Origin of the sequence: Jatrophihabitans sp. (assembly GCF_036389215.1) — a bacterium.
Taxonomy (GTDB): Bacteria; Actinomycetota; Actinomycetes; order Mycobacteriales; family Jatrophihabitantaceae; genus Jatrophihabitans_A.
In genome coordinates this window covers 1-12,893 of record NZ_DASVQG010000179.1, presented here as the reverse complement: position 1 = coordinate 12,893, position 12,893 = coordinate 1, and the positions used below count along the sequence as shown (strand labels likewise).

Genomic DNA, 12,893 nt, shown 5'->3' with positions numbered 1-12,893 from the left:
CGCCTGGAGCCTGTACGGCGTGACCGGCCGGGACCGTCCGCTGATCGCGAGCCCGGTCGCCAACCGGCCGGTGCAGGAATTTGCCGCCAGCGTCGGGATGTTCGCCAACACCGTGCTGCTGCCGGTGCGGCTGGCGCCGGCCGAGGAGCTGCGCGGGCAGCTGCACCAGCACGCCCGCGCCGTCGAGCAGGTCCTGGACCGGCAGGACGTGGCGCTGGCCGACGTGCTCGCTGACCACCGGTTCTCCACCGACGGGCCGCTGTTCGACTTCCTGTTCGTGCTGGAGAACACCGACTACGCCAGCTTGGCGCTGCCCGGGTGCCACAGCCGGCCGGAGTGGCTGGCCGCCGCCCAGGCCAAGTGCGCGCTCACCCTGACGGTGCTCGAGCACGGCGGCGGGCTGGACTGCCTGTGGGAGTACGCCGAGAACTACTTCGACGAGACCGGGGCCGAGGCACTGGCGGCCCTGTTCGAGCAGGCGCTGGACTGGCTGGCCGAGGGCCGGAGGGCGACGCTTGCCGAGCTGGTGGCCGGCTACCGCGACAGTCTCGGCGAACCGGGCCGCGGCCGGACGGTGCCACTGACTTATGCCACGGTGGCCGAGGGCTTCGACCGCCAGGTCCGGCTGACGCCGCAGGCACCGGCAGTGCGGGCCGGCGACCGGACTCTCAGCTACGCCGAGCTGGACGCCTACGCCGGCGCGCTGGCCGCGGAGTTGCGGGCGAACTACCCGCTGCCGGCTGCTGACCAGCCCTGCTGCGTCGCCCTGCACCTGGAGGCGTCGCTCGAGCATGTCGTGGCGCTGCTGGCACTGGCCAGGCTGAACCTGACCATCGTGCCGCTGGATCCGGAATACCCGCCGGAGCGGTTGCGCCACATCCTGAGCCAGATCGACCCGCTGTGCGTGCTGCTGCCGCCGGACTGCGCCGCCACCATCGACACCGGCCGGGTGCCGCGGCACCCGGTGCGGCTGCGCACCCCCACCGGTCCGGTACCGCCTCCGGATGCCGGGCCACGGCCGCTCTACACCCTGTTCACCTCCGGCTCCACCGGCATCCCCAAGGGCGTCCAGGTGCCGGACGCGGTGCTGTGCAACCTGCTGCAGTGGCAGCAGGACGCCGGCGGCCTGGCGGCCGGTGCGGTCACCCAGCAGTTCTCGATGCTGTCCTTCGACGTGTCGTTCCAGGAGATCTTCACGGCACTGTGCGGCGGCGGCTGCCTGCACCTGATCGACCCCGGCTGGCGCCAGGACGCCCCCGCCCTGCTGGACCAGCTGGAGTCCGCCGGCATCGAGCGGATCTTCATGCCCTACGTCACGCTGCAGCTGCTGGCCGAGCACGCGGTGCTGCTGGGCCGCTACCCCAGCCGGCTGCGCGAGGTGGTGACCGCCGGCGAGCAGCTGCTGTGCACCCCGGCCATCCGGTCCTGGTTCTCCGGGATGCCCGGCGCCCGGCTGTTCAACCACTACGGCCCGACCGAGACCCACGTGGTCAGCAGCCGGTGCCTGGACGGCGACCCGGCATGCTGGCCGGTCCGACCGGCCATTGGCGAGCCGGTTGCCAACACCTGGCTGCGGGTCGTCGACGAGTCCGGCGAGGTGGTGCCGCCGGACTGTCCCGGCCAGCTGCTGATCGGCGGCCCGCTGGTCGCGCCCTGCTACCTGGACGATCCGGAGCTCAACCGGGCGCGCTTCGTCGAGCTGCCCGGGCTCGGGTACTTCTTCCGCACCGGTGACCAGGCCCGTTTCGACCGGCAGGGCCAGCTGCACTTCCTGGGCCGCGAGGACCACCAGATCAAGGTCAGCGGCCACCGGCTGGAACTCGGCGAGGTGGAGGCCGCGCTGCTGCGGCACCCGGCGGTGGCCGGTGCGGTGGTGGTGCGCGACGGCGATCAGCTGGTGGCCTGCCTGCAGTGCCGCGGCGAGTCGCCCTCGGTGGCCGAGCTGACCGAGCACCTGGCACCGCTGCTGCCCGCGTACGTGCGGATCAACCGGTTCCGGCGGCTGCCGGCGCTGCCCCGGACCCCGAGCGGCAAGCTGGACCGGGCCCGGATGCTGAGCGTCCCCGGTGAGGAGCTGCGCTCCCGGGCCGCCGGTGGGCCAGGCCTGTCCGGGCGCGAGGCGCAGCTTGCCGCGCTGTTCCAGGCCGTCGTCGGCGCTCCGATCGAGCTCGATCAGCGGTTCTTCGACGCCGGCGCCTCCAGCCTGGGCCTGATGCGCTTCCAGCTGCGCTGCACCGCCGAACTGGGGCTGTCGCTGAGCATCGCCGACCTCTTCGAGCACGTCACCATCCGGCGGCTGGCCCGGTTCGTCGACGGCGAACCGGCCGGGCAGCAGGCCGCCACCGCGGCGGCCGGCCCCGGGATGGCGAAGCCGGCGGAGTCGGTGGTGGAGCCGGCGCCGGCGGGATCGGTGAACGAGCCGATCGCGGTGATCGGCATGGCGGTACGGCTGCCCGGAGCCGGCGACCTGGCCGGCTTCTGGGACCTGGTCCGCACCGGGCGGCGCGGCATCGAGCACTTCGACGCCGCGGACGGCTTGGTCGGCGCGCGCAGCCAGCTGGCCGGCCTGCTGGCCTTCGATCCCGGCCATTTCGGCCTCAGCCGGCAGGAGGCCCGGCTGATGGATCCGCAGCAGCGCCACCTGCTGATGAGCTGCGTCGAGGCGCTGGCGCATGCCGGCCTCGCCGAACCGGACCGGCAGCGGGTCGGGCTGGTGGCCAGTTGCGGCGAGAACACCTACTTCCAGTCGATGCTGCGTGAAGGCGATCCGGCGCTGCTGCCCGACAGCTTCCAGCTGGCGTTGCACCACGAGAAGGACTTCCTGGCCACCAAGGTCGCCTACCACCTCGGCCTGACCGGGCCCGCCCTCACCGTGCAGTCCGCGTGCTCCAGCTCGCTGGTGGGCGTGCACATCGCCGCCGGCATGCTGCGCCAGGGCGACAGCGAGGTGATGCTGGTCGGCGGCGTGCTGGTGGACCCGTCGCTGAGCCGGGGCTACCGGTACCGGCCGCAGCACATCTTCTCCGTCGACGGCCATTGCCGGCCGTTCAGCGACGACGCCAGCGGCACCATCGGCGGCAGCGGGGTCGGCGTGGTGGTGCTCAAGCCGCTGCGGCTGGCCCAGCGCGACGGCGACACCGTGTACTCGGTGATCACCGGTTCGGCGGTCAACAACGACGGGTCCGCGAAGCTCAGCTACGGGGCGCCGGCGCTGGCGGGCCAGCGTGAGGTGATCCAGGCGGCGTTGCGGCGCAGCGGGCGCACCAGCGCCGAGCTGGGTTATGTCGAGGCGCACGGCACCGGCACCCGGCTCGGTGACCCGGTCGAGGTCGGCGCGTTGCGGCAGGCCTACGAGCTGCCGGAATCCGGGCACTGCGCGCTGGCCTCGGTGAAGAGCCAGATCGGGCACCTCGGCGCGGCGGCCGGCGTGGTCGGGCTGGTCCGCGCCACCCTGGCGGTGCACCACGGCGTGATCCCGCCGAATGTCGACTTCCACCGGCTCAACCCGGAGCTGGGCCTTGACGGCACCGATCCGGCGCCGTTCTACATCCCCACCCAGGCACTGCCCTGGCCGGCGGACCGGCCACGGGTGGCCGCGGTCAGCAGCTTCGGCATCGGTGGCACCAACAGCCACCTGCTGCTCGAGTCCGGCGCACCTGACGCGCCTGACGCGCCGGTTCTGCCTAGGGCCTCAGGCCGGGTGCCGGCCACGGCGTCCGAGCCGGTGACCGGCAGCCCGGTGCCGCTGCTGGTGCTGTCCAGCAGCAGTGCCGCGGCCCTGCGCGCCGACGCCGACCGGATCGCCGGCTACCTCGCCGAGCATCCCGGCAGCTACGGCCAGGTCCTGCGGCACCTGCAAGCCGGCCGGCCGGCGAGCCGCTGGCGGATGGCGGCGTACTGCCCGGACGCGGACCGCGCCATCGCCTGGCTCCGCTCGGCGGACTGCGTGCTGGTGACTCCCGACGAGGCCGGTGACACGCTCACGGCCGACAGCTTCGCGACCGACGGCGGGCCAGCCGGCAGCCAGCCTGCCGACGCTGAGCTGATCGAGGCCGAGCGGGTCGAGGCCGAGCGGATCGAGGCCGAGCGGATCGAGGTGCTGGCCGCCGGTTGGTTGCGCGGCGTCCCGATCCGGTGGCCGGCCGGCCCGGCGCAGCCACCGTGGGATTTCCCGCCGCCGGCCTTCGAACTGGCCGACTTCGACTTCGAGCGGGCCGCCCCGGTGACCGCCCCCGTCCTTCCGGCGGCCAGTCCCTCGCTGGCCAGTGCCCCGGAAGCCACTGCCCCGGAGGCCAGTCCCCCTGCGGCCGTCGAACGGTTGCCCGAGCAGTCCTGGTTGCACCAGCCGCAGTGGGTGCGCTGGCGCCGTGCCGCCGCGGCCAGCACCGCACGGACGTCCCGGCTGCTGGTCGTGCTGACGGCCGAACCGGTGACGGCGGAGGCGTTGCGGCCCTTCGACGCGGTCTACTCGCAGGTGGTCCGGGTCAGCGCCGGGCAGGCCTTCGGCACGCTGGCCGAGAACGCCTACCAGGTCGACCCGGCTGATCCGGCATCGCTGGTCGAGCTGCTGAAGGAACTGGATCTCCCCGGTCAGGACGGGATCGACTGGCTGCACGCACTGCCGCTGGCGGTCGAGGGCCCGGTGGGTGCGGACGCGCTCGGCCGCGCCGGCTGGGCCTGCCTCGACACCCCCGCCGCGCTGCTGCAGGCGATGGACGGCCTTCCGGCGGCTACCGCGCTGCGGCCGTGGTGGCTGTCGTATCAGGGCCAGCCGGTCGAGGGCAGCGTGCCGCGGCCGGAACTGGGGCTGCTGGCCGGTGCCTGCGAGGTGGCCCCGCAGGAAGCAGGGGTAGCCGGGCACTGGCTGGACCTGCCCGGCCCGGACCTCGGCGACTGGTCGGCGCCGGTGGCCGCGCTGCTGGCGGCCGCGGACCAGAACGGCGCCCGCGCCGGTGACCAGAACGGTGCTGGGATCGATCTACCGCGCCGGCTGGCGCTCCGGCAGGGCTACTGGTGGCAGCCGGCGATCTTGCCGGTCACGGCACAGCAGCACGCCGGCGAGCCGGCAGCCGGGTTGCTGACCGACGGCGGGGTCTACCTGGTGCTCGGTGGCACCGGTGGTATCGGCGCCAGCATCGCGGCCTGGCTGCTGGCCCAGGCCGCCTGCCGGGTGATCCTGCTGTCGCGTCGGGCATCGCTGCCGGCCGAGTTGGCGGGGTGGGCCGACCGGGTCGAGCTGGTCGAGGCAGACCTGGCCGAGGAGCCCGCTGCCGTGTTCGCCCGGCTGGAGCAGCGGCTGGCCCGGCTGGACGGGGTGGTGCACGCCGCCGGGGTGGCTGCCGGTGCGCTGATCGCCCGCCGGGACGCTGCCGCGATGCGGCAGGCGATGGCCGCCAAGCTGCACGGGTGCCTGCTGGTGGAGCGGCTGATCCAGCGCTTCCAGCCGGCATTCGCCGCCTACTGCTCCTCGATGTCGGCACTGTTCGGCGGCATCGGCCAGCTGGACTATGCCGCGGCCAACGGCCTGCTGGACGGTTTCGCCTGGTATCGGGGCGGCGCGGCCGAGAGCACCGTGCGGCTGGGCATCGACTGGGACATCTGGAGCGAGGTCGGGATGGCGCAGGCGGCACAGCAGGCGCTGCGCACCGACGCCCGGCACCAAGCCCACCTCGCCGTCGGACTGGGGGTGGCCGAGGGGCAGCGGGTGTTCGGCCGGGCACTGGCGTTGCAGCTGCCGCAGGTGCTGGTCAGCACCACTGCCCTGGACCGGGCCGGCAGCTTCTACGCACCGCCGTCCGGCCCGGCTCCGGACCGGGAGCCTGCCGCGGCGCCGGGTGCTCCGGCCGGGGCGATGGCACCGGCCGCGGTGACGTCCACCAGTTCGGTGGCCGAGCAACTGGCGGACTGCCTGTGCCGCTGGCTGGGCGTGGACCGGCTCGACCCGGCCGCCTCGCTGTATGACCTGGGCGCGGATTCCCTCGTCCTGCTGGACCTGATCGGTGAGGTGCGGCAGCGTTTCGGCGTCGACATCGAACTGGCCCGGCTGAGCCACCGGGCGAGCCTTGCCGAGGTGCTGGCCGAGTACGAGGCGACCACCGGCACGACCGCGGGAACCTACCCGGCGAGCGGCAACTCGGCGAACGGCGCGACCGCCGGTACCCACCCGACCACCGGCACACCAGCCAGCGGCGCACCACCAGCCGGCGGCACCACGCACGTCGGCACCGCGAACGGCGGCACCGCGCACGTCGGCACCGCGCACCCGACCGAGCCGGTAAGGCTGGACGTCTGGCAGGACGGCACCGGCGGTGACCTGCTCTGCCTGATCCACCCGGTCGGCGGTGACATCCAGGCGTACCGGTCGCTGGTATCGGCGCTGGACCCGCGGCTCACCGTGTGCCTGATCGCCGACCCCGCGCTGTACCGGCCGGAGCTGGCAGGGTGGTCAGTGGCCGAGCGGGCCCGGCGCTACCACCAGGCACTGCAGGCGCGTTTCCCCCGAGCCGAGTGGCGCTGGCGGCTGGCCGGCTGGTCCTTCGGTGCCTGGGTGGCGCTGGCGATGGCCGCCGAGAGCGAGGCCGCCGGGCAGCCGGCGGCCGGGCTCTACCTGCTCGACCCGCCGCCACCGGGCAGCGGAACGGCGTTGCAGGCCTATGACGAGCAGCAGCTGCGGACGGCGTTCGCCCTGGAACTGGAACAGGGCGCGCAGCCCGGTTCGGCGACCGGCGCAGAACTAGCGGCCGGTACCGAGGCGGCCGCCTATGCCGAGCGGCTGGCGCGCTGTGGCCGCGCGAACCTGGCCAGCATGGCGCACTTCCAGTTGCCGCCACTGGCCGAGACGCCGGTCGAGCTGTGGCTGGCCAGCCGTCCGGTGCAAGGCCTGCCGCAGCCCGACCCGGTGGCCGAGCGGCAGCAGCTCTGGCAGGCGCTGCTGCCCGGACTGGTCGGCTGTCACAGCGTCGACACCACCCACGACGGCATCGTCCGGGCGCCGGCGGTCCAGGCGATCGCCGAGGCCATCGACGCTGCCTCGCTGCCGGTGTATGAGAACTGCTAGGCAGAAGGAGGAACACCACGTGGACACCGCCGGCGTCGACAACGTCTGGTTCACCCGCGGCACCAACCCGGCCGGCGCGGTGCGGCTGTTCCTCTTTCCGTTCGCCGGCGGCAATGCCAGCACCTTCCTGCCCTGGCAGGACCTGCTCGGCCCCCGAGTGGAACTGCGGGTCGCCCAGCTGCCCGGGCGCGGTGTCCGGCTGTTCGACCCGCCGGTGGCCGAGATGGATGAGTTGGTTGCCCGGCTGACCCGGGCGGTCGCGGGTCTGGCCGACCGGCCGTTCGCCTTCTTCGGCCACAGCCTCGGGGCGCTGCTGGCATTCGAGGTGACCCGCCAGTTGCGCCGGGCCGGCCGGCCGGGCCCGGCGAGCCTGTGGGTGTCCGGCGCCGAGGGCCCGCGCACCCGCTCGGTCCGCCGCCGGTTGCACGACCTCGGCGACGCCGAACTGATCGAGGCGCTGCGCGAGTACAACGGCACCGCGCCGGAGATGCTGGCGGACCGGGAGATGATGGAGCTGGTGCTGCCCGGCCTGCGCGCCGACTTCGCCCTCAACGAGCGTTACACCTACCGGGCCGAGCCGCCGCTGGACCTGCCGATCCACCTGCTGCTCGGCGATGCGGATCCCTACGTCGAGAGCGGCCGGGCCGACGGCTGGGCCTGGGAGACCAGCCAGCCGGTGCAGCGGCGCTGCTACCCCGGTGACCACTTCTTCCTCTACGCCCACCAGCAGAGCATCGCGGCCCTGCTCGCCGACACCGCGGCGCAGGCAGCCCCGTCGACGACCGGGCACGGCTGGTCGGCCACCGGGCCGGGGCCGTCATGAATCCCTACCAGTCCCTGCCGGCCCGCTCGTTCTGGCGCACGGCGGTGGCCGAGCCCGAGATGCTGGCCGTCGACGACCTGTGGACGCCGAAGTTCGCGCTCGGCCAGGACGACCCCATCCTGACCGCCGGGTCCTGCTTCGCCCGCCACATCGGGCGGACCCTGCTGGAGCTGGGAATGAACTGGCGCGATGCCGAGCCGGCGCCGCCGGGGCTGACCGCGGCCGAGCGTTCAGCGCGCCAGTACGGGGTGTTCTCCTTCCGCACCGGCAACATCTACACCGCGGCGATGCTGCGGCAGTGGCTCGGCTGGGCCACCGGCACCGCCACCCCCGGCACCGAGAGCTGGGTCGAGGACGGCCGTCACTTCGACCCGTTCCGCCCGTCCGTGGAGCCGGCCGGCCACGACTCGGCCGAGGCGATGCTGGCGGCGCGGGAGGTGACCCTGGCCGCGATCCGGGACGCCATTGCCGAGGCCGGCTGCCTGGTGTTCACCCTCGGGCTGACCGAGGCCTGGCACGAGCGCGGCACGGGTGTGGTCTACCCGATGTGCCCCGGCACCGTGCGCGGCACCTTCGACCCGGAGCGGCACGAGTTCCGGAACCACAGTTTCACCCAGGTTCAGCAGGACATTATTGCCGCGGTCGAGCTGGCCCGGGGGGTCAACCCGGAGCTGCGGATCCTGCTCACCGTGTCACCGGTGCCGCTCACCGCCACCGCCACCGCCACCCATGCCCTGACCGCCAACACCTATTCCAAGTCGGTGCTCCGGGCGGTGGCCGGCCAGCTGGCGCTCGAGCACGAGCACATCGACTACTTCCCCGCCTTCGAACTCATCACCGGCGTCCCGTTCCGGGGAGCGTTCTTCGAGCCGAACCTGCGTGAGGTCACCCCGGAGGGGGTCGAGTTCGTGATGCGCCGGTTCACCGCGGCGCTGAGCCGGCGACCGGCCGAGCGCCCGGACGGCGAGTCCCGACCCGAGAAGGGAGGGGACCAGCTCTGTGACGACGCAGTGCTCGACTACTACAACGCCCGCTAGGTTCCTGCTGCTCGGCGATTCCCACGCCGGCCCGATCGGACGGGCGGCGAAGGCGGCCCGAATTCCCTTTGCCGGCGGGCCGATCGGCTCGGGCCGGGACTTCAATGCCGGGTTCCTGGAGCTCAGCGAGGATGACCTGGTGTTCCGCAAGCCCGAGGCGCACAGCTACTACCGCGGCTTCCTCGACGAGCTGGGGGTGGCCGCGATCGCCGAGCTCGGCGTGCCGCTGGTGTCGACCTTCGGCTTCAACGTCCACACCTTCGCCACCACCGAGAACTGGCAGTTCTACCGGTTGGCCGACGGCGAGTTCGCGCCGGGGTTCCTGACCAGCCGGCTGTTCGACGAGATCGTCCTGGTGATGGCCCGGGATGCGCTGGCCTTCTACCGCCATGCCCGCGGCCTCGGGCTGCGGGTGCTCGCGGTGCTGCCTCCGCAACGGGTACCGGCGATGTCGGATCCGCGGGTCTTCCTGGCGGCGCAGGCCACCATGGTGCGTACCCTCGCCGCGCTCGGCGTGGAGCTGGTCGACCTGCGCGCCCGGGTGACCGACGCCAGCGGTTTCCAGCGGCCGGAGCTGTGCGAGGCCGATGACCCCATTCACGGCAACCTGGCCTTCGGCCGGCTGATCCTCGCCGATCTGCTGGAGCGTGGGCTGTGACCCGCTACCCGCACCACCCTCGACTGACGATCCACCGAAGGGACTGTTGAGCCATGGACCAATTCACCCTCGCGGCCGCGGAGCGGTTGACCACCCGTCCACCGGAGAACTACGGGCAGATCTCGGTCCGCTCGCTGACGCCGGTGATCGGTGCCGAGGTGTCGGGAATCGACCTGTCCCAGAAGCTGTCCGAGGAGCAGCTGGCCGAGATCAGGCATGCTTTCCTTACCCATCACGTGCTGGTGTTCCGCGATCAGCAGCTGAGTCCTGAGGACCACAAGCGGTTCGCCCGGTACTTCGGCGAGCTGCGCCGGGCGCAACGCTCCGAGGACGATGACCGCGACCCGGAGGTCCTGGACATCAGGGCCGATCAGAACTCCACCTTCGTCGACGGCAATGACTGGCACACCGACGGCACCGCCGACGCCGAACCGTCACTGGGCTCGATGCTCTACCTCACCGAGCCACCGGCCATCGGCAGTGGCGGTGACACCATGTTCGCCAACATGCACCTGGCCTACGAGATGCTGTCACCAGCCATGCGCGGCTTCCTCGACGGACTGACCGCGATACACGACGGGCTGGTTCCGTGGCAGGGATACCAGCCGCCGGCGGACTACGTCGTCCCCAAGAGCGAGCACCCGGTGGTGGTGCGCCATCCCGACACCGGCCGCAAGTTGCTGTTCGTCAATCCCGGGTTCACCACCCACATCGTGCAGCTGTCCGCCGAGGAGAGCAGGGCGCTGCTGGACCTGCTGTTCGGCCTGGTCCCGACCAAGCCGTTCCTGAGCTGCCGGGTGCGCTGGGAGCCCAACACCCTGGTGTTCTGGGACAACCGGTGCACCCAGCACCACGCGATCTGGGACTACTACCCGCATGCCCGCTACGGCCAGCGGGTGTCCATCAACGGAACCCGCCCCACCGCCTGAGCCCCGGGTCTGCCCGCCTGCTTCGGGCTGGATGGGTCAACTCGGCCAGGCCGGGCGGCTGAGTCAGTTCGGGCCAAGCTGGCCGGCGGGTCAGCCCAGCCGGGCGAGGCTGTCGGCCAACCCGTCGGCGAGCCGGGCATAGGCGGCTCGGCGGCGTGCCACCCGGTCCATGTCCGAGGTCGTGTCCTCGGCCCGGTCCGTGTCCTCGGCCCGGTTCTCTGCCTGGTCCTCGGCATGGTCGGCGGCCGGCCCTGCCCGGTTGGCCGAGGCCTGTGCGCAGGCATGCACCAGGGCGAACGGGTACGCCTCGGCATAGGCGTCGGCGTCGCCCGTTGCATAGGCCGCCGCCAGCATCGCGGCGTTGGCGACCGCGTTGGACTCGGCGAAGGAGTCCCGGTTGGCAGCGGTGCTGTCCGCTGCGTAGGAGTCGGCGAACCTGACCGCGCCGTCGGGGCTGAAGTTGTTGGCGCTGGCGTAGGCACTGGCGCTGGCGTGCGCGGTGGCGTAGGCCTCGGCGTAGCCGTAGGCGTTGCGGTACAGCTCGCGCAGCACCGGCTCGATCGCCGACCGCCACTCCGCTTCGCCGAACCGCTCGCCCGCCGCCGCCCGGGCGTGCATCCGCCGCAACCCGGCGGCCCGGTCTGACAACTCAGCCGGGTCGGACTGCTCTGCCGCTCCCATCAGCGGCACGACGGTGTGGGCCTGCCAGTCGTGCACCACAGCGAACGGCAGCTGGCCGGTACCCGGTGCCTGCTCGACGATGCGCCGGCCCCACTCAGCCGCGGTGCCCGGATCCTGCTCCTCATACAGCGTGCTGAGCACCTGCGCCAGCCACACCGGCACCTGCCCCGAGTCGAGGAACTGCTCGAACGTCGCGGGCCCGGCCGGTGGATCGATCACTCGCGAAAGCGTAATCGCTGCCACGGCCGAGGTAGGCCGCGGTAGGGCGAGGTCACCCACGGCGGCACCCGCCGGGCGGTAGGTTTGCCAGCGTGGCTGACTGGTTCTACCTCCCGCATGCCCGGTGACCCCGCCCGACCGCATTCAGCTCGGCGATTCGTCATGGAGCATCTGGCCCGATGTCGCGGTGCGCGGCGCCGGCTTCCCGGCGCGACTGGTGCTCTCGCTGGTCGATGCCGAGCTGGCCGCCGCTGCCGACGCCTGCGACGATGCGACCGAGGACCGGTACCAGCAGGCCCATGCCGCCGCGGTTCAGCGATTGTCCGAGGCGGTGCGGGCGACAGCCGGCGACCCGCGGTTCCGCGAGGCGATCGCCTGGCAGAACCCGGCGCTGATCCCCACCTGCCTGGACAAGGTGCTCGGCGGCGAGCCGCGCAACGCCCGAGGACGCAACCACGAGCAGACAATTGTCAGCTACCTGCAGCGCTACGCCCTGAAGAACGAGACCATCGGCTTCTTCGGCCCGGTCGGCTGGGCCCGGGCCGATCGCCGGGAGGCCACGCTCGCGGTCCGCCCGGGCGCTGAGTTGCTGAGCCGTCGCACCACCTACTTCGAAAGCTGGGGCATCGACGAGCTGGGCGAAGCGATCGCCGAGCTGCCCGGCGTCCTGGAGTGGTTGCGACCACGCCGGGACACCGCCCTGGTCCTGGAGGACCGCACGGTCCGCTATCCGAGCGGAGCCGTCCGCGAGCTGTCGCCGCTGCAGGCGCGGCTGTTCGCGTTCGCCGACGGCAGCCGGACCGTCCGGGACCTGCTGAGCGAGGCAGCTGGCGAGGAGGATGCGCTTCCACAGCTCACCGAACTCGATCGGCTGGGCCTGCTCACGCTGGCGCCGAGCGGGCCCATCGACGCCTGGCCCGAGCGCGCCCTGGCTGATCAGCTCGGCCTGATCGACGATCAACGGGTCCGCGAATCAGCTTTGGCACCCTTGGCCGAACTGGTCGCCGCCCGGGATGCGGTCGACGCCGCCTCGGGCAGTGCCGAGGACGTACTGGCGACGATCGAGGCACTGCGCGAGCTGTTCGTCCGGCACACCGGGCAGGCCGGCACCCGTCGATCGGGCAGCAGCTACGCCGGGCGAACCCTGGTCTATCAGGACACCGTCCGCGATGTGCGGATCGAGATCGGCTCGGCCGTGCTGGACGCCCTCGGCGAGCCGCTGGCGATCGTGCTGGGCAGTGCGCGCTGGTTGCTGCAGCAGATCGCACTCCGCTACCGGGCCGTGTTTTCCCAGCTATACCAAGCCGAACAGGAACGGACCGGCGAGAACGAGCTGCCACTGGCCACGTTGCTGAACCTGGTCGCGCCGGCCTTGTTCAGCGTCGGCCGCACGCCGCCGGAACCGATCCAGCTGATCCTGCGCGAGTTCCAACGCCGGTGGCGTGAGGTGCTGGGGCCCGCTCCGGAAAGGGGTCCGCAGCAGGTCAGC

At 72.5% G+C, this 12,893-nt stretch carries 7 protein-coding genes; 6 read left to right on the top strand and 1 reads right to left on the bottom strand.

The window, feature by feature from the left end; translation table 11 throughout:
- The 5 genes from VF542_RS09325 to VF542_RS09305 all read left to right on the top strand — a co-directional run.
- Nucleotides 1–7,057: SDR family NAD(P)-dependent oxidoreductase (locus VF542_RS09325; RefSeq protein WP_408651427.1), on the top strand; the 7,057-nt coding region annotated here is incomplete at its 5' end.
- Between the two features lie 19 nt (nt 7,058–7,076).
- Nucleotides 7,077–7,880 (top strand): thioesterase II family protein, encoded by an 804-nt coding sequence (locus VF542_RS09320; protein WP_408651426.1) that lies wholly within the window; start codon nt 7,077–7,079, stop codon nt 7,878–7,880.
- On the top strand, nt 7,877–8,917 hold the full coding sequence (locus VF542_RS09315) for a GSCFA domain-containing protein (RefSeq protein WP_408651425.1): 1,041 nt from the start codon (nt 7,877–7,879) through the stop codon (nt 8,915–8,917). Before VF542_RS09320 ends, VF542_RS09315 begins: the two co-directional genes overlap by 4 nt.
- Nucleotides 8,880–9,575 (top strand): hypothetical protein, encoded by a 696-nt coding sequence (locus VF542_RS09310; RefSeq protein WP_408651424.1) that lies wholly within the window; start codon nt 8,880–8,882, stop codon nt 9,573–9,575. Before VF542_RS09315 ends, VF542_RS09310 begins: the two co-directional genes overlap by 38 nt.
- A 53-nt stretch (nt 9,576–9,628) precedes the next feature.
- Entirely contained in the window at nt 9,629–10,504 is an 876-nt protein-coding gene (locus VF542_RS09305) for a TauD/TfdA dioxygenase family protein (RefSeq protein WP_408651423.1), read from the top strand.
- Between the two features lie 90 nt (nt 10,505–10,594).
- On the opposite strand, the gene VF542_RS09300 is transcribed toward VF542_RS09305, so the two are convergent.
- On the bottom strand, nt 10,595–11,404 hold the full coding sequence (locus VF542_RS09300; RefSeq protein WP_408651422.1) for a SpcZ: 810 nt from the start codon (nt 11,402–11,404) through the stop codon (nt 10,595–10,597).
- Between the two features lie 124 nt (nt 11,405–11,528).
- Between VF542_RS09300 and VF542_RS09295 the strand changes: the two genes are divergently transcribed.
- On the top strand, nt 11,529–12,893 hold a 1,365-nt coding region (locus VF542_RS09295; RefSeq protein ID WP_408651421.1), incomplete at its 3' end, for a lantibiotic dehydratase.

Bases quoted from the DNA above. Each gene is read 5' to 3' on its own strand.
- VF542_RS09315 (WP_408651425.1), top strand. From the start codon at position 7,877: ATGAATCCCTACCAGTCCCTGCCGGCCCGCTCGTTCTGGCGCACGGCG.
- VF542_RS09305 (WP_408651423.1), top strand. From the start codon at position 9,629: ATGGACCAATTCACCCTCGCGGCCGCGGAGCGGTTGACCACCCGTCCA.